This window comes from Dickeya sp. CFBP 2040, from assembly GCF_012273755.1.
Classification (GTDB): domain Bacteria; phylum Pseudomonadota; class Gammaproteobacteria; order Enterobacterales; family Enterobacteriaceae; genus Dickeya; species Dickeya poaceiphila.
The window spans coordinates 17,124-34,599 of the sequence record NZ_JAAVXH010000028.1 but is presented as its reverse complement, the minus strand read 5'-3'; the positions used below and the strand labels follow the sequence as shown (position 1 = coordinate 34,599).

Genomic DNA, 17,476 nt, shown 5'->3' with positions numbered 1-17,476 from the left:
AAACGGAGCGTACGTAAACGTACGCTCCGTTTTTTTATCTTGAATTTTCATGAAACAAACGGTTGTTTCCCAGCGTGGCTTGTTGGATCATTAGTGGTTATGGGTTGTTTTTTTGCATTTGAGGAACCAAGCATGAGTGAGGCTGAAGCCCGCCCAACCAACTTTATTCGTCAGATTATTGATGAAGATCTGGCTACCGGTAAACACGACAATATTCAGACGCGTTTTCCTCCAGAGCCGAACGGCTATCTTCACATTGGCCACGCCAAGTCCATCTGTCTGAACTTCGGCATTGCTGAAGATTACAACGGCAAGTGCAACCTGCGCTTTGATGATACTAACCCGGTAAAAGAAGATATCGAGTACGTTGAGTCCATCAAGCATGACGTCCAGTGGCTGGGTTTTTCCTGGAGTGGCAATGTTCGCTATTCGTCTGATTATTTTGACCAGTTACACCAGTATGCGATTGAACTGATTAATAAAGGGCTGGCATATGTCGATGAGCTGACGCCGGAGCAGATCCGCGAATACCGCGGCACGCTGACGTCCCCTGGCACAAACAGCCCGTACCGTGATCGTAGCGTCGAAGAAAATCTGGCATTGTTCGAAAAGATGCGCAGCGGCGGTTTTGCTGAAGGTACAGCGTGTTTGCGTGCCAAAATCGACATGGCATCGCCGTTTATTGTGATGCGTGACCCGGTGCTGTATCGCATCAAATTTGCCGAGCATCATCAGACCGGCAATAAATGGTGCATCTATCCGATGTATGACTTTACCCATTGTATTTCCGATGCGCTGGAAGGGATCACGCACTCGCTGTGTACGCTGGAGTTTCAGGATAACCGCCGTTTGTATGACTGGGTGTTGGATAACATTACGATTGCTGCCCACCCGCGTCAGTATGAGTTTTCCCGGCTGAACCTGGAATATGCGGTGATGTCCAAGCGGAAACTGAACCAACTGGTGAACGAGAAGGTAGTAGAAGGCTGGAATGATCCGCGTATGCCGACCATCTCCGGTTTGCGCCGTCGTGGTTACACCGCTGCTTCTATCCGAGAATTCTGCCGCCGTATCGGGGTTACCAAGCAGGACAACACGGTGGAAATGGCCGCGCTGGAGTCATGTATCCGTGATGATCTGAATGAGAATGCGCCGCGAGCGATGGCGGTGCTGGACCCGGTAAAAGTGGTGATTGAGAACCTGCCGCAAGGGTATGAAGAGTGGCTTACCATGCCTAATCATCCCAATAATCCGGAGATGGGAACGCGTCAGGTGGCGTTCAGCCGTGAGGTATATATTGATCGCGCTGATTTCCGCGAGGAAGCCAACAAGCAGTACAAACGTCTGGTGCTGGGTAAGGAAGTGCGCTTGCGCAATGCTTATGTGATTAAAGCAGAGCGAATTGATAAAGATGAGCAGGGCGTGATTACTACGATTTACTGCAGCTGCGATACGGAAACCCTGAGCAAAGACCCGGCTGATGGTCGTAAAGTGAAAGGTGTGATCCACTGGGTATCAGCAGCTCATGCGCTGCCAGCACAGTTCCGTCTGTATGACCGCCTGTTCAGCGTGGCTAATCCAGGTGCAGCAGAGGATTTTCTCTCAACCATCAATCCGGATTCGCTGAGTATTGCTCAGGGGTTTGTGGAAGCTAGTCTGGGTAATGCAAAAGCTGAAAACGCTTATCAGTTTGAGCGTGAAGGTTATTTCTGCGCCGATGGTGTCTATTCCAGCCCTGACAATCTGGTATTCAACCGTACAGTGGGGTTGCGTGATAGTTGGGCAGGGTAACAGCCGCCAGACTAGCGGTAGCCAGATAAAAATAAAACCGCCGCGGCGGTTTTATTTTTGCTCAGTATCAGACGATTAGCGTTCGTCATGTGCGCTGTCGTCTTCACGGCAGTCGCCACTACTACAATGACCATACAGGTATAAGCTGTGGTTGGTCAGCTTGATGCCATATTTCTCTGAAATCTCACGCTGGCGCGCTTCGATAGACTCATCGCTGAATTCAATTACCCGACCGCAATCCAGACAGATCAAATGATCATGATGGTGCTGCTGAGTGAGTTCGAAAACGGACTTGCCACCTTCGAAGTTGTGGCGGGTAACGATACCTGCATCGTCAAACTGGTTTAACACACGGTAAACGGTGGCCAGACCAATTTCTTCACCCATATCAATCAGCTTTTTATATAAGTCTTCCGCGCTGACGTGGTGGCATTGAGGGTCCTGAAGGACTTCCAAAATTTTCAGTCGTGGAAGTGTGACTTTCAGGCCGGCCTTTTTTAATGCGGTGTTGTTGTCAGTCATGCGGATTTAGTCCTGTTACTTGCTTTATCTGGGAGGCTATTAGCCTAGTATCATCGGTTGGCTTAAAAAAGGTCACGTGTCTCAATTATAGAACCGCGCCATCGAAATGGAAACCATGGAACTTTTGCAAGATGATTCCCGTTAACTTGATGTATTCAGGCTGGTTATCTGCAAGAAACAACGTGTATGCAAGGATCGATCATTAAACATAATCCGGCTAACCGAATAGATAGTGTACCTTGTCAGAATGAAAAGTTAAAAAAATGTATTACTGATTGTGATAGGTTTTATCTATATACATACATCGGTATGGCTCTGGGTCGATTTGCCTCAGAGCCACAGGCGAATCAGGCCAGCAACTCTTTCAGATTAAGCTCGTCACTGATTTGTTTGACCCAGTTGGATACACGTTCACCGGTCAACTCTGGTTGACGATCTTCATCAATAGCCAGACCGACAAAGTGGGTGTCATCCGCCAGACCTTTAGAGGCTTCAAAGTAATAACCTTCAGTTGGCCAGTGACCAACAATGTTTGCGCCGCGCGGTTCGATGATATCGCGAATGGTACCCATGGCATCACAGAAGTACTCTGCGTAGTCTTCCTGATCTCCGCAGCCGAAGATGGCAACCAGCTTGTCGGTAAAATCAATTTCTTCCAGTGTCGGAAAGAAATCATCCCAGTCGCACTGTGCTTCACCGTAATACCAGGTCGGAATACCCAGTAGCAGAATATCAAAACGCTCAACATCTTCTTTGCTGCTTTTGGCAATGTCGTGCAGTTCGGCAACGTCGCTTCCTAGTTGCTGCTGGATCGTCTTGGCAATGTTTTCGGTATTGCCAGTGTCACTGCCAAAAAAAATGCCTATGAGAGCCATAGATAAAATAACCTCTTGATTCCTAAGGATATGGTGCCTGAGTCACCTACGATCCGCTAATAATAGCAGACACTGTCTGATGGATAAACGTGTATCTGTTGCGGTGTGCATAAATGGCATTGAAGTGACGGATTGGTTTTTTATTAACCACTTCCTTAATGTTTTTTTAATTTTTTTAAAATACGATGTTTGTATAGGAGGCTGAAAATATGGGAAATTGATTAAATATATAAATTTTATTGGCTTTTAATCGACATAAAACACTAAATGTTCCTGTGATTTTGACGATGACAGAACATGGTGCTTTATTGAATGTAAATGTGCAGCAATATTTATTACAAAGCGAGAGACTTTTTCATCGCATAACTTAGAACAAGCCTTATCTCTTCGATCAATAGCCCGTTTATGGAGTCAACTATGCAATTCCTGAAAAATATTGCCATCCGCACGGCCATGCTGTGGGTTCTTGGCATCTTCTGCGTGTTATGGGTTGCGGTTTCGGTTTACACCATGTACTCGTTCAAAACCATGAACGAAACTTCTAAAACCAGTGCGTTACTGGTTAACAATATGAACCTGGTCAATACGGGTAATGACCAATATTTTCGTATGGTCACCCGACTGGCGCGCGCGATTGACTACCGCCAGAGCGGGGATAACCAGAAAGCGGAAGAACAACTGAAGTCAGCACAGGCTGCGTTGGATTTACTGAAATCTAATCTGGAAGCATTCAAGAAGATTGACCATGCCGGCCTGTCTCAGGAATTGGTTGATGCGGTGACCCGCGACTGGAGTAATCTGATTACTCAGGGTGTCGATCCCATGTATCAACGTGCGGCAGACAAAAAATTTGATGAATACGACAAATATTCTAAAGACGTCGTTCCTGCCTTTAGCCGTCAATTCAATGTTTCTTTTACTAACTTCAACAAGGCTGGGTCGGAGATGTTCGTCGATGCCGGCAATCGGCTGGAAGCTATCACCGGTGTAGGACAGACTATTTTGCTGGCAGGCTTGGTCGCAGGTTTGCTGATGCTGTTCCTGACTGATCGCTATCTGGTGGCTTACCTGGTGCGTCCGCTTAACGATTTGCGTGACCATTTCCTGGTGATTGCTGCTGGTCGTCTGGGAAAACCGATTCTGGATTTTGGCAACAACTGTGTGGGTAAACTGTTCCCGCTGCTGCGTGATATGCAAACCAGTCTGGCTAATACCGTCAGTACGATTCGTACCAGTGCTGATTCCATTTATCAGGGCGTGTCGGAAATTGCTTCCGGTAACAACGACCTGGCGTCTCGCACTGAATCGCAGGCGGCAGCACTGGAAGAAAGCGCTGCCAGTATGGAACAGCTGACATCGACGGTGAAACAGAATGCTGAAAACGCCAGTCACGCCAGCCAACTGGCCCGCCAGGCGTCCACCACAGCCAGTAAGGGCGGTGAATTGGTAGACAACGTGGTGAAAACCATGGCGGAGATCTCCGGCAGCTCGAAGAAGATTGCTGAAATTACCAGTGTGATTAATGGCATCGCCTTCCAGACCAACATTCTGGCGCTGAATGCGGCGGTAGAAGCGGCGCGTGCGGGCGAGCAAGGGCGTGGATTTGCGGTGGTGGCGGGTGAGGTAAGAAGCCTGGCGCAGCGCAGTGCACAGGCGGCGAAAGAGATCGAAAATCTGATTGCCGAGTCGGTTCGTTGCGTGGATAACGGTTCAGCGCTGGTGGCCGATGCAGGTAGCACCATGAGCGAGATCGTTAATGCAGTGACCAATGTCACCGATATCATGTCTGAAATTGCCATTGCGTCGGATGAACAAAGTAAAGGTATTGCTCAGGCGGGTCTGGCAATCACGGAAATGGACGGCGTCACTCAGCAGAACGCCGCGCTGGTACAGGAAGCCTCTGCGGCAACACGTTCGCTGGAAGAACAGGCGATGGTGCTGACCGAAGCCGTATCGGTATTCCGGCTGACAGAGGAACAGATGACTGGGTTGCAGCCACGGCGTGAACGTCAGGCACCAGTCAGAGCAGTGGCTGCCCCTGCTGCCAAGGCATTGCCAGCCGCGACAGCCAGGAAGAGTAATGATAATTGGGAAACGTTCTGATGTGCTGAGAACGACCGGCGTCATGGATGACGCCAGTGAGCGTTAGTCTTGTTGTTCCGCCAGCTGCGCCAGCAGTATTTGTTCAATAAGTTCACTGCGGCTGATGCTTTTCTGCTCAGCCAATGCATTCAAAATATCTACTGCTTCACTGTTGATTTTCAGCTCGACACGACGCAGCCCCCGTACCTTGTCACGCCGCAATTGATTACGCTTGTTGATCCGTAACTGCTCGTCGCGTGAGAGCGGGTTGGTTTTAGGCCGCCCAGGGCGGCGCTCGTCCGCGAACAGATCCAGTGTGGTGCGATCCGTTTGTTCTTTTGCCATAACTAATGGTACTGCAAGCAATTCGGCCAAAACGCCGCACTGGATCACCGGGATTCGAATACTGGGGGTAATCCGTTGCTTTCAGCAACGCAGGCGGTGTTTTGATGAAATGTGGTTAACGATGCAAGTGGCCAGACAGCCGTCCCTCATACTTAGCGCGCCATAATACCCCAGCCGTTGAGGTGGCGACAACGTTTACTGGGGACAAGGCTCAATTAAACTGTGGTATGACGTCGATGGATATGGCTGCCGGCGTCCGATACCTCAGTCAGTGGTTAGAAATCGGTGGATAGCGCGTAGCACCGCCTCCGGTTTTTCTGCGTGCACCCAGTGCCCGGCGCCACTCACCACATGCGCTTTGGCGGCGGGAAACTGGCGCAACAGCACGTCGCGGTAGCTATCATCCAGATAAGGTGATTCGCTGCCGCGAATAAACAGGATGGGTCCAGTCCAGGCGGGCACCTCTCGCCAGCCGACAATGTGTTCGTACTCATCCCACAGCACCGGCACGTTAAAACGCCATTCTCCTTGCTGAAAGGATTTTAGTAAGAATTGCACCACACCCTCTTCACCCGGCAGATAATCGCGCATGATTGCCGCAGCTTGTGCCCGTTGCTCCACACCCGCGTCACTGGCGGCGCGAATGGCGGCGAACACCTTGTCGTGACGCCGAACCTGATAATCCACTGGGGCGATATCAATTGCCACGATACGGTCAATACATTTGGCAAGCGTCTCGGTCAGCGCCATCGACACTTTCCCGCCCATCGAATGGCCGATCAGAATGACTCGCTCCAACCCCAGCTCATCGATCAACTCGCGCACGTCCTGCGCCATCGCCGGATAATTCATCTCCAGAGAACGGGGCGACAGCCCGTGGTTGCGCAGATCAATCTGCAACGTATCGTGATGTTTTTGCAGATCACGCGCCAGTACGCCAAGATTGTCCAGGTTACCAAACAGGCCATGAATAAGGATTACGGGTAATCGATTTTGCGGTTGTTGTGCGTTTTGCCAGCGATAATTCAATTTCATGGTGAAGTTCATTCAGAGAGACAGTGGCTTAGGGTATCATGACTTTATCATGGCGTTTGGCCGCAGCGTAAACGCTATCGGGCGGCGTCAGCCGGGCAGGGAGCGAAAACCGCGCTCATGTACGGGATTTGTGCGACATATTCAGGATAATCCTGAATATGTCGCCACCGGCGTCTGCCGCTGTTCGTGGGTTGCGCATAGCCTGTATAATTCCTAATGATTGATTAAAGACATAAAACAGTACTGGATAAAGATGAAAACTATTGAGGTCGACGACGAGCTTTACCGTTATATCGCCAGCCACACTCAACATATCGGCGAGAGTGCATCGGATATTTTACGGCGTATGCTGAAATTCAGCGGCGCGCAGTCAACACCGTCGGTGGCCCCGTCGACAGCGGCGTTGACCATTACCCAGCCTGCAGCCGTACAACAGCCACGTGACCGGGTAAGAACCGTGCGTGAATTGCTGTTGTCAGATGACTATGCGGAGCAGAATAAGGCGGTCAATCGTTTTCTGATGGTACTGTCTACCTTATATCACGTGTCGCCTGAAGAGTTTGCCGCCGCTACCGAATCGTTGCATGGCCGCACTCGCGTCTATTTTGCTGCCGACGAGCAAACGCTGTTGCTGCACGGCGCCCAGACTAAACCCCGGCACATTGAAGGTTCGCCTTACTGGGTTATCACCAATACCAATACCGGTCGCAAACGCAGCATGATCGAGTACATCATGCTGGCGATGAAGTTCCCGCCGGAACTGACTGAAAAAGTTTGCGGCACCATTTAACTCACTGCGTCAGGAAGAAACGCCAATGGCTAATCACCCAAGAGCCGGACAACCGACCCGGCAAAGCGACCTGATTAATGTCGCACAGTTGACGTCCCAGTATTATGTGTTGCGCCCGGATGTGACCAATCAGGCCCAATCGGTTAAATTCGGCACGTCTGGTCATCGCGGTAGCGCCGCCCGTCACAGTTTCAACGAAGCCCATATTCTGGCGATTGCCCAGGCGATTGCCGAAGAGCGCAGTCGTCAGGGCATCACCGGACCATGCTACGTGGGCAAAGACACTCACGCGTTGTCCGAACCGGCGTTCATTTCGGTGCTGGAAGTGCTGACCGCCAACGGTGTTGACGTCATTATCCAGCAGGATAACGGCTTTACCCCGACGCCAGCGGTGTCAAACGCGATTTTGGTTCACAATCGCCAGGGTGGCGCGCTGGCCGATGGCATTGTGATTACCCCGTCGCATAACCCACCAGAAGATGGCGGTATTAAATACAATCCGCCCAATGGTGGCCCGGCAGATACTAATCTCACCAGCGTGATTGAGAAACGCGCCAACGCGTTGCTGGCGGATAACCTGCGTGATGTGAAGCGCCAGTCGCTGGACAAGGCGCGTCAAAGCGGCCACCTGCACGAACGTGATCTGGTCGAGCCGTATGTCGAGGCGCTGGGCGATGTCGTGGACATGGCGGCGATTCAGCGCGCGGGTCTAAAGCTTGGCGTTGATCCGCTCGGTGGTTCCGGTATTGCTTACTGGCAGCGTATTGCCGAACGCTACCAATTGGACCTGACGCTGGTCAACGACGCCATTGATCAGACATTCCGGTTTATGACGTTGGATCATGATGGTGTTATCCGTATGGACTGTTCGTCCGTTTCGGCAATGGCTGGTTTGCTGGCACTGCGCGACAGGTTTGATTTGGCTTTCGCCAACGACCCGGATTATGACCGTCACGGTATCGTCACCCCGGCTGGACTGATGAATCCGAATCATTATCTGGCGGTAGCCATCAACTACCTGTTCCGTCATCGCCCACAGTGGAGCGAGTCGGTCGCGGTGGGGAAAACGCTGGTGTCCAGTGCGATGATTGACCGTGTAGTAGCGGACCTGGGGCGCAAACTGGTGGAAGTGCCGGTAGGTTTCAAATGGTTTGTGGACGGTCTGTTCGACGGCACGTTGGGATTTGGCGGTGAAGAGAGCGCTGGTGCGTCGTTCCTGCGTTTTGACGGCAAGCCCTGGTCTACGGACAAAGACGGCATCATCCTGTGTCTGCTGGCAGCGGAAATCACTGCGGTAACCGGCAAGAACCCGCAGCAGCACTATGATGAGTTGGCCGCACGTTTTGGTGCACCGAGCTATAACCGTTTACAGGCATCAGCAACCCATGCACAGAAAGCGGCATTGTCAAAGTTGTCGCCGGAAATGGTATCAGCCAGTACGTTGGCCGGTGATCCGATTACCGCGCGTCTGACTGCCGCACCCGGCAATGGCGCGTCGATTGGTGGCCTGAAAGTGATGACAGACAACGGCTGGTTTGCTGCGCGTCCGTCCGGTACGGAAGAGGCCTATAAAATTTATTGCGAAAGCTTTCTTGGCGCGGAGCATCGTGAAAAAATCGAGAAAGAAGCTGTTGAGATCGTCAGCGCGGTGCTGAGCAACGCAAAGTAATCAGTCACGCGAAAGAGTCAGTCATCTCGGCTGACAATCAGGGCGCTGTGTAAACAGCGCCTTTTTTATGGCCTGTCAGGCGGTTATCCCAACGCCACCAGCAATGCGCCGGCGGAAATCAGCGCGAGTTTAGGGCATAAACCGGTAGCCGATAGCGGTTTCAGTCAGAAAGTGTCGTGGCCGGGTTGGGTCGTCTTCCAGTTTTTGGCGCAAATGTCCCATATAAATCCGCAGATAATGGCTGTGCTCCACGGCGTTAGGACCCCAGACCTGATTGAGCAGTTGGCGCTGCGTCAACACTTTGCCTGGGCTGGCGAGCAGGGTGGACAACAGCCGGAATTCAATCGGCGTCAGGTGCAGTTCCTGCTGATTGCGCATGACCTGACGATTCACCAAATCCACGGTGACATTTGAAAACGTAATCAATGGGGTTTCCTGCTGAGGGGTGCTAAAACGGCGCAGTGCCACCCGCGCACGCGCCAGTAATTCGCCAATGCCGAACGGCTTGGTGAGGTAATCTTCGGCACCGGCATCCAGCGCGTCTATCTTGTCTTGTTCGTCGGTACGCGCCGAGAGCACGATAACCGGAATGGCGCTCCATTGGCGCAGATCACGGATGTAATCAATGCCGTCGCCGTCGGGCAGACCCAGATCAAGAATAATGAGATCCGGTTTGCGGGTGGCGGCTTCTATCAATCCCCGTTGCAGCGTCTCGGCTTCAAACACGCGACAGCCTTCACCTTCCAGCGCGTTACGCACGAAACGCCGGATCTCTTTTTCATCTTCTACGATCAGAATGTTGGTCTGTAACAGGGTCAGGACTCCATCTCTTCAGGTTCGAGCGCCGGTGGCGCACCCAGCGGCAGCGTAAAATGGAACACTGCGCCACCCTCATTTGCGTTGGTGGCCCAGATTCGTCCGCCGTGAATCTCCACAATCGCCCGACAAATCGCCAATCCCAGCCCGACGCCGGGAATGGAGGATTCTTTATGCCCGCGGGCAAACTTGTCGAAAATCATTTTTTCCTGACCGACCGGAATGCCGGGACCGTTGTCCTGAATCTGCACTTCCAGCAGGTCGCCAGAAACCGATGAGGATACCCGGCTGGCCGAGATAATAATGGTTGCCTGCTCGCCTGCGTATTTGATGGCGTTTTCCAGCAGGTTAATCAACACCCGTTCGATCAGGCTGGCGTCGCAGTACACCAGAGTCATGTCCTGCGGCAATCGTAATTGAATAGTATTGCTTGCCAGTGAGTTTTCCAACTGCCGCAATGCACTTCCGGTCAACTCTTCCAGCGTTTGCCACTCTTTACGCAAATTAAAGCCGTCAGACTGGATGCGCGCCATGTCCAGCAAGTTGTTGACCAGACGCGTGGTGCTGAGGATGTGTTGGCGGATCTGGCTGGCCTGTGGGGCATACGGTGAACCTTCTGAGGCCAGATTGAGCGTCAGGATTTCCGCCTGACCGAAGAGGACCGTCAGCGGCGTGCGTAAGTCATGGGATAATGCTGCCAGCAGTGAGTTGCGCAGTTGCTCGCGTTCGGCATCCAGACGCGCATTTTCAGTGCTGTTGACCAGATGCAGGCGCTCTAGCGCGTTGGCGATCAGTACAGTAAAGGTTTCCAACATGCGTTGTTGTTCCGGGATCATCAATTGACGAACGTTATTCGGCTCGACGGCGATAACGCCAAAAGTCAGCTGTGGCGTCGCCAGCGGCAGCAATTGATAGGGAACGCCCGGTAGTGTGGATGTGCCCGCGCCGGCAGTGGCGGCATGATCGTAACTCCAGCGGGCGATAGCCCGGTCAACGATCAACTGATCGGGTTCGTCGAGCGCGACCTGCTGCAACTCCGCTGTAGGGGAGGATACCGGTTCAGCCAGCAAAATGGCGATCTTGGCCTGAAAGGTGGAACGCAGAAAATGATGACTGGCTTTGGCGATATCCTCGACCGACAGGCTGCGGTTGAGCGCCTTGGACATTTCGTACAGATGCCGCACCCGCTGCTCTCGGTAGCGGGCGACGCGGGCCTGATAACGTACCCCGGCGGTCAGATTCCCCACCAGAATGCCGATGGTCAGCATCACTGCAAACGTAACCAGATACTGCGCATCTGCGACGGCGAAGGTACCTTTCGGCACCACAAAGAACAGATCAAAACTGGCGACGTTGATGATAGCGGCGAACACCGACGGCCAGCGGCCATAAAACAGTGCGACAATCACCACCGCCAGCAGGTAGAGCATTACCAGATTGACCGGCTCCAGCATGGAAAACGGCGACCACAGCGCCAGCAGCGTGATCAACGCACAGAGCAGGGCGGCAACACCGCAACCGTAGAGTTGTGGTCGCCACTTGTCCGTTATTCCCCGGATATCCGGCGTCTTGGGTGGGGGCGGTGTGGCATCGTCTTGTACCGAAACCACCACCAAATCGAGGTCTGGTCCTAGCTTGCCGAGTTTCTCGGCGAAGCGGGTACGACGCCACCAGCCGAGTTTTTGTTCGGTGTGACGGCCAATCACGATTTTACCCAGATTATGATCGCGGGCGTAGCGCAACACGGCGCGCTCCACCGACGGATCAGAGAGCGTTGCGGTTTCTGCTCCCAGATCCTGCGCCAGCTTCAGCGCGCGCAGAATAGCGCGTCGTTCGCCTTCCGGCAGGCGATGCAAGCGTGGTGTTTCGACGTAGACCGCGTGCCAGATGCTGCCCAGCCGGGCAGCCAGTCGGGCGGCGGTGCGAACCAGTTTTTCGTTGCCCACACCACGACCGATGCACAGCAAGATGGCGTCGCGGGTATGCCAGACCCGTTCACGCCCCTGGCTGGCGCGCATCGCCCGCATTTGATCGTCCACCCGGTCGGCCATACGCCTGAGCGCCAGTTCGCGTAAGGCGAGCAGGTTGCCTTTGCGAAAGAAATTTTCGATGGCGCGTTCTGCCTGCATGGGCAGGTAGACTTTGCCTTCGTTGAGTCGTTGGCGCAGGTCGTCAGGCGGCAGATCCACCAGCACCACTTCGTTGGCATCGTCAAAAATCGGGTCGGGTACGGTTTCCCGCACCCGGATGCCGGTGACGCCGCCAACGATATCGTTGAGGCTTTCCAGATGCTGTACGTTGACGGTCGTGAACACGTCGATGCCGGCATCCAACAGCTCCTGTACGTCCTGCCAGCGTTTGGGATGACGGGAGCCGCGAATGTTGCTGTGCGCCAGTTCGTCGATCAGGATCAGCGCCGGGCAGCGTGCCAGCGCCGCATCCAGATCGAATTCATGATGATGGCGGCCATAATGGCTGATTTTCTTCATCGGCAGGTATGGCAAGCCTTCCACCAGTGCGGCGGTTTCGCTGCGCCCGTGGGTTTCCACTACGCCGACCAGTACATCCAGCCCTTGTGCTTTCAGGCGTTGCGCTTCCTGCAACATGGCGTAGGTTTTACCTACGCCGGCGCAGGCTCCGAAGAAGATTTTCAGTTTGCCGCGCGGTTGTTCCTCAATCTGGCTCAGCAGGCTATCCGGGTCGGGGCGACGTTGTTCCTCGTCGGTCATTTCTGTTCTGTTCCTTATCGGTCATTACTGTGCCCTGACGTTAACGTGGTTCCTTAATCAGGGTAGCGGTTTAAGCTGGTCCAACGCCATATTCAATTCTACGACATTCACCACTGACGTACCGATAAATGCGGGCCGTGGCGTGTAGGTATAGCGATTGATTAATTGCACCACCTGGTCCAGCGACAGGCCGCGTGCTTTTGCGACCAGACCGGCCTGATAGACCGCCGCATCGACTGAAATATGTGGGTCCAGACCACTGGCCGATGCCGTGACCAGGTCCACCGGGACGGCATCGTTGTCACCATGACGCTGTTGCCAGGCCGCTACGTTTTGGCTGACGGCTTTGTCCAGCGCCGGGTTGCTAACGGCAAGGTTGCTGCCGCCTGATGCCATGGTGTTGTAGGCGCTGTCCGAGGTAGCGGACGGGCGACCCTGGAAGTATCCGTTACGGCTGAACGCTTGCCCAATCAGCTCTGAACCAACCGGCTTGCCCTGCCGGTATAGCAGGGACCCACTGGCCTGCGCCGGAAACAGCGATTGCCCCAATGCGGTGACCAGCAACGGATAACCAACGCCGGTTACCAGGGTCATCAGCAGTAATAACACCAGAGAAGAACGGATATAATTCATGATGATTACCTTCGGTTATGCCAGTCCGGTGATGGTCAGGAACAGGTCGATAAGCTTAATGCCGATAAACGGCACCAGCAGACCACCCAGCCCGTAAATCCACAGGTTACGGCTTAGCAGCGCGGCGGCGCTCATGGGCTTATAGCTGATCCCCTTCAACGCCAGCGGGATCAGGAACACGATAATCAGCGCGTTGAAGATCACTGCCGACAGCATCGCCGAGGCAGGGGAGTGCAGGTGCATCACGTTCAGCGCGTTTAACTGCGGGTAAGTGGCGGCGAATGCAGCCGGGATGATGGCGAAGTACTTAGCCACATCGTTGGCGATACTAAAGGTGGTGAGCGAACCACGGGTCATCAGCATCTGCTTGCCGATGTGCACCACCTCGATCAGTTTGGTGGGGTTGGAATCCAGATCCACCATGTTGCCCGCTTCTTTAGCCGCCTGTGTGCCGGAGTTCATTGCCACCGCCACATCGGCCTGTGCCAGCGCCGGGGCGTCGTTGGTGCCGTCGCCGGTCATCGCTACCATACGGCCTTCCGCCTGATACTGGCGAATCAGTGCCAGCTTGGCTTCCGGCGTGGCTTCCGACAGAAAGTCATCCACGCCGGCTTCGGCGGCGATGGCCGCGGCGGTCAGCGGGTTATCGCCGGTGATCATCACCGTCTTGATGCCCATATTGCGCAGTTCGGCGAAGCGCTCCTTGATACCGCCTTTGACGATATCCTTCAACGCCACCACACCCAGTACGCGTTTACCTTCGGCTACCACCAGCGGGGTGCCGCCTTTACGTGCCACGCTGGCGACGGCGTCGTCCACCTCTGCCGGGAACTGACCCTGATTGGCTTCAATGTAGCGGCGCAGCGCGTCTACCGCGCCTTTGCGGATGGTGCGGCCCTGAATATTGACGCCGCTCATCCGAGTTTGCGCCGAAAACGGCACGAAGGTGGCGTCCAGATCCTGTAGTGTGCGTTCACGCAGGCCAAAACGCTGTTTAGCCAGCACCACGATGCTGCGGCCTTCCGGGGTTTCGTCGGCCAGCGAGGCCAGTTGCGCTGCGTCGGCCAGTGATTGTTCGCTGACGCCTGGCGCTGGCAGAAACGCGGATGCCTGACGGTTGCCGAGCGTGATGGTGCCGGTCTTGTCCAGCAACAGTACGTCAATGTCGCCGGCGGCTTCTACCGCACGACCGCTGGTAGCGATGACGTTAGCGCCCAACATGCGGCTCATGCCAGCGATGCCGATAGCTGACAGCAATCCGCCGATGGTGGTGGGAATCAGGCACACCAGTAACGCCACCAGTACCGTGATGCTGATGACCGACCCGCTGTTGTTGGCCATCACGCTGAACCAGGAGAACGGCGACAGCGTGGCGACCACCAGCAGAAAGATGATGGTCAGTTCCACCAGCAGGATAGTGAGCGCGACTTCATTCGGCGTTTTACGGCGCCTGGCGTTTTCCACCATGGCGATCATCCGGTCGATAAAGGTTTCGCCGGGGTTGACGGTGCACTGAATGACCAGCCAGTCAGACAACACGCGGGTGCCGCCGGTCACGGATGCGAAGTCGCCGCCGGACTCGCGGATAACCGGTGCGGATTCGCCGGTGATGGCGCTTTCGTCCACCGAGGCGCCGCCTTCGAGCACTTCACCGTCGCAGGGGATCATCTCCCCTGCCGACACCAGCACTACATCACCTTTGCGCAGGCTGTCAGCCGGTACTTTTTGGGTCGCGGCATCGTGATGCGCCGCAGAGAGTTTATTGGCCCAACTGGTTTTTTTTACCCCTTTCAGGGTTTCTGCCTGCGCCTTGCTGCGGCCTTCCGCCAGCGCTTCGGCAACGTTGGCGAACAGTACCGTCACCCACAACCACAGCGACACTGCGCCGGTAAACCCGGCGTTGCCGGCGGTTTGCCCACTGACGATTGCCAGCCAGATACCGGTAGTCAGCAGGCTGCCGATATACACCACGAACATCACCGGATTGCGCCATTGGATGCGCGGATCGAGTTTTTTTACCGCATCCACCAGCGCATTACGCAACAGGGCAGAATCAAAAATCGTTTGCTGTTTACGAATCATCTTTTTTCTCCGGCTCAGTGAACCAGACTTGACTGTAACTGCTCGGCAACAGGACCCAGTGCCAGAGCAGGGATAAAGTTCAGTGCGCTGATCAGCAAAATGATGACGATCAGCAAGCTGATGAATAGCGGGCCACGAGTAGACAGCGATCCTTTGGTTTCCGGCTGGCGTTTTTTCGCCGCCAGCGAACCGGCAATCGCCAGTACTGGAATCAGCGATGAGAAACGCCCCAGCAGCATCGTGATGCCGAGCGTCAGGTTGTAAAACGGGGTGTTGACGTTGAGACCGCCAAAGGCGCTGCCGTTATTGTTGGCAGCAGAGGAATAGGCATACAGCACTTCGCTAAAACCGTGCGCCCCAGGGTTCAGAATACCCGCGCGACCCGCTTCGGTACTGAGTGCCAGCGCGGTGCCCAGCAATACCAGTGCCGGGGTAATCAGAATCGCCAGTGCCGCCATCTTCATTTCCCAGGCTTCGATTTTCTTACCAAGATACTCTGGGGTGCGGCCAATCATCAGCCCGGCGATAAATACCGTCAGTAGCACGAACACCAACATGCCGTAGAAACCGGAACCCACACCACCGAAGATCACTTCGCCAATCTGCATCAACCACATTGGGATCAGGCCGCCCAGCGCGGTGAACGAATCATGCATGGCGTTGACTGCGCCGGAGGATGTTGCCGTCGTGATAGCCGCGAAAAAAGCTGACGCCAGCACGCCAAAGCGAGACTCTTTTCCTTCCAGATTTTGTGCGCTGTCTGCACCCAGTGATAACAGATGCGGGTTGCCGCTGACTTCGGCGTACATGACTACCGTGGTAGCGACAATCAGCATCAGTGACATGGCCCATAGTAAGGTATGCCCCTGACGGCGGTCATTCACTACCCGGCCAAAGGTAAAGCACAACGCGGCGGGGATCAGCAGCATGAACAACATCTGCACGAAGTTGGTCAACGCATTCGGGTTTTCGAATGGATGCGCTGAGTTAGCGCCGAAAAAGCCGCCGCCGTTGGTGCCCAGCATTTTAATCGCTTCCTGTGAGGCCAACGGTCCCATCGGCAGCACCTGTGATGCGCCTTCCAGCGTGGTGAGATGCTGATAAGGCAGGAAGTTCTGGATGCTCCCCTGACTGATGAAAAACAGGCTGAGCAGCAGTGAAATCGGCAGCAACAGATACAGAGTGATGCGCAACAGATCCAGCCAGGCGTTGCCCAGTTCCTGGGTGGTGCGGCGGGCAAACGCGCGCATCAGTACAAAAGCTACTGCGATGCCGGTGGCGGCGGACAGAAAGTTCTGTACCGTTAGCCCCACCATCTGGCTGAAATAGCTGAGGGTGTTTTCTCCGCTGTAAGCCTGCCAGTTGGTGTTGGTCACAAAACTTATCGCGGTGTTGAGCGCCAGATGCCATGACAGGCCCGGCATTTGCTGTGGATTCAGCGGTAACCTGTCCTGATACATCAACATCACGAACAGCAGTGCGATGCCCAACAGGTTGAACGCCAGAATCGAGATGGCGTAGTGTTGCCACTTCATTTCGCGGGTTGAAAAGCCACATAGCCGGGCCACGTTCAGCTCGTAGCGCTGCAATACGCCGGTTTCGCCTTCTACCAGCCGGGCCATAAACTGGCCAAGCGGCTGTGCCAGCACCAATAAGATCGCAAACAGACTGACGATCAATAAAAAAGCATCGCTGGGCATCAGAATTCCTCCGCGTTGAGCAATGCATAGAAAAGGTAAACCAGCAGCAGTACCACCAGTATACCGCCTGCCACCAAGCCAATATTCACAGTCACCTCCAACGGTGTTGACAAACTATCATCCGGTCGTTTCCCACGGTTCAAACTTACCGCGCAACGGCATCTGGCCGGTTCTATACGCTTGAAAATGAGATTCTTCCTACAGCGCTCAGGCTACGCAGAGTAGAAAAAAGAAGGTGCAAATTTCCGTGGGGTGAGCGTAAAAAAAGTATAAAAATGGTGAAAAATACGTCAGTTAGGCTATTGATAGGCCAGAGCGAGGTACAGGAGCGGAGGATGGCCCACCGGTACTGACAGTCTGTCTGACATGTTGGGTCCGTATAATTACATTTAACTTTGGGTGGCGAA

14 protein-coding genes are annotated in these 17,476 nt (G+C 54.2%); 4 read left to right on the top strand and 10 right to left on the bottom strand.

Annotated elements, in window-relative coordinates:
• The first annotated feature begins 132 nt into the window (after positions 1-132).
• On the top strand, positions 133-1,791 hold the full coding sequence (gene glnS, locus Dpoa2040_RS03925; protein WP_042869489.1) for a glutamine--tRNA ligase: 1,659 nt from the start codon (positions 133-135) through the stop codon (positions 1,789-1,791).
• Positions 1,792-1,866: 75 nt separating this feature from the next.
• On the opposite strand, the gene fur is transcribed toward glnS, so the two are convergent.
• On the bottom strand, positions 1,867-2,313 hold the full coding sequence (fur, locus tag Dpoa2040_RS03920; protein WP_042869491.1) for a ferric iron uptake transcriptional regulator: 447 nt from the start codon (positions 2,311-2,313) through the stop codon (positions 1,867-1,869).
• A gap of 347 nt (positions 2,314-2,660) precedes the next feature.
• Positions 2,661-3,188: a flavodoxin FldA gene (fldA, locus tag Dpoa2040_RS03915; protein WP_168640376.1), complete on the bottom strand. Its 528-nt coding sequence runs from the start codon at positions 3,186-3,188 to the stop codon at positions 2,661-2,663.
• Between the two features lie 417 nt (positions 3,189-3,605).
• On the opposite strand from fldA, the gene Dpoa2040_RS03910 reads away from it, so the two are divergent.
• Positions 3,606-5,291 carry a methyl-accepting chemotaxis protein gene (locus Dpoa2040_RS03910; protein WP_168640375.1) on the top strand — a complete coding sequence of 562 codons (1,686 nt, stop codon included), beginning with the start codon at positions 3,606-3,608 and terminating at the stop codon, positions 5,289-5,291.
• A gap of 42 nt (positions 5,292-5,333) precedes the next feature.
• Here Dpoa2040_RS03910 and ybfE read toward each other — a convergent pair whose 3' ends face one another.
• Positions 5,334-5,615: a LexA regulated protein gene (ybfE, locus tag Dpoa2040_RS03905; protein ID WP_168640374.1), complete on the bottom strand. Its 282-nt coding sequence runs from the start codon at positions 5,613-5,615 to the stop codon at positions 5,334-5,336.
• Positions 5,616-5,879: 264 nt separating this feature from the next.
• Positions 5,880-6,650 (bottom strand): esterase, encoded by a 771-nt coding sequence (gene ybfF / locus Dpoa2040_RS03900; protein ID WP_042869499.1) that lies wholly within the window; start codon positions 6,648-6,650, stop codon positions 5,880-5,882.
• A 253-nt stretch (positions 6,651-6,903) separates the two neighbouring features.
• Between ybfF and seqA the strand changes: the two genes are divergently transcribed.
• Together seqA and pgm are read left to right on the top strand one after the other, a co-directional pair.
• On the top strand, positions 6,904-7,440 hold the full coding sequence (seqA, locus tag Dpoa2040_RS03895) for a replication initiation negative regulator SeqA (protein WP_042869502.1): 537 nt from the start codon (positions 6,904-6,906) through the stop codon (positions 7,438-7,440).
• A gap of 25 nt (positions 7,441-7,465) precedes the next feature.
• Entirely contained in the window at positions 7,466-9,109 is a 1,644-nt protein-coding gene (gene pgm, locus Dpoa2040_RS03890) for a phosphoglucomutase (alpha-D-glucose-1,6-bisphosphate-dependent) (protein WP_042869503.1), read from the top strand.
• Between the two features lie 129 nt (positions 9,110-9,238).
• Here pgm and kdpE read toward each other — a convergent pair whose 3' ends face one another.
• From kdpE to kdpF, 6 genes are read right to left on the bottom strand one after another with little or no spacing between them, the layout of a single operon-like run.
• The gene (gene kdpE / locus Dpoa2040_RS03885) at positions 9,239-9,928 is read right to left on the bottom strand and encodes a two-component system response regulator KdpE (protein WP_168640400.1); all 690 of its coding nucleotides are present in this window, start codon (positions 9,926-9,928) and stop codon (positions 9,239-9,241) included.
• Positions 9,925-12,654, bottom strand: coding sequence for a two-component system sensor histidine kinase KdpD (gene kdpD, locus Dpoa2040_RS03880; RefSeq protein ID WP_042869509.1), 2,730 nt, complete (start codon positions 12,652-12,654; stop codon positions 9,925-9,927). Before kdpD ends, kdpE begins: the two co-directional genes overlap by 4 nt.
• Positions 12,655-12,711: 57 nt before the next feature.
• A complete protein-coding gene (gene kdpC, locus Dpoa2040_RS03875) occupies positions 12,712-13,287 on the bottom strand; it encodes a potassium-transporting ATPase subunit KdpC (protein ID WP_168640373.1) in 576 nt (191 codons plus the stop codon).
• Between the two features lie 15 nt (positions 13,288-13,302).
• On the bottom strand, positions 13,303-15,369 hold the full coding sequence (gene kdpB, locus Dpoa2040_RS03870) for a potassium-transporting ATPase subunit KdpB (protein ID WP_042869513.1): 2,067 nt from the start codon (positions 15,367-15,369) through the stop codon (positions 13,303-13,305).
• A gap of 14 nt (positions 15,370-15,383) precedes the next feature.
• Entirely contained in the window at positions 15,384-17,069 is a 1,686-nt protein-coding gene (gene kdpA, locus Dpoa2040_RS03865) for a potassium-transporting ATPase subunit KdpA (protein WP_042869515.1), read from the bottom strand.
• Positions 17,069-17,158, bottom strand: a complete 90-nt coding sequence (gene kdpF, locus Dpoa2040_RS03860) for a K(+)-transporting ATPase subunit F (RefSeq protein ID WP_080578346.1) — start codon at positions 17,156-17,158, stop codon at positions 17,069-17,071. Before kdpF ends, kdpA begins: the two co-directional genes overlap by 1 nt.
• Between the last annotated feature and the right edge of the window lie 318 nt (positions 17,159-17,476).

Excerpts from the sequence above, each read along its gene's own strand:
- fldA (WP_168640376.1), bottom strand. The coding sequence starts at position 3,188 with ATGGCTCTCATAGGCATTTTTTTTGGCAGTGACACTGGCAATACCGAA.
- kdpC (WP_168640373.1), bottom strand. The coding sequence starts at position 13,287 with ATGAATTATATCCGTTCTTCTCTGGTGTTATTACTGCTGATGACCCTG.
- kdpB (WP_042869513.1), bottom strand. The coding sequence starts at position 15,369 with ATGATTCGTAAACAGCAAACGATTTTTGATTCTGCCCTGTTGCGTAAT.
- Dpoa2040_RS03910 (WP_168640375.1), top strand. The coding sequence starts at position 3,606 with ATGCAATTCCTGAAAAATATTGCCATCCGCACGGCCATGCTGTGGGTT.
- glnS (WP_042869489.1), top strand. The coding sequence starts at position 133 with ATGAGTGAGGCTGAAGCCCGCCCAACCAACTTTATTCGTCAGATTATT.
- kdpA (WP_042869515.1), bottom strand. The coding sequence starts at position 17,069 with ATGCCCAGCGATGCTTTTTTATTGATCGTCAGTCTGTTTGCGATCTTA.
- kdpD (WP_042869509.1), bottom strand. The coding sequence starts at position 12,654 with ATGACCGACGAGGAACAACGTCGCCCCGACCCGGATAGCCTGCTGAGC.
- seqA (WP_042869502.1), top strand. The coding sequence starts at position 6,904 with ATGAAAACTATTGAGGTCGACGACGAGCTTTACCGTTATATCGCCAGC.
- pgm (WP_042869503.1), top strand. The coding sequence starts at position 7,466 with ATGGCTAATCACCCAAGAGCCGGACAACCGACCCGGCAAAGCGACCTG.
- ybfE (WP_168640374.1), bottom strand. The coding sequence starts at position 5,615 with ATGGCAAAAGAACAAACGGATCGCACCACACTGGATCTGTTCGCGGAC.
- ybfF (WP_042869499.1), bottom strand. The coding sequence starts at position 6,650 with ATGAAATTGAATTATCGCTGGCAAAACGCACAACAACCGCAAAATCGA.
- fur (WP_042869491.1), bottom strand. The coding sequence starts at position 2,313 with ATGACTGACAACAACACCGCATTAAAAAAGGCCGGCCTGAAAGTCACA.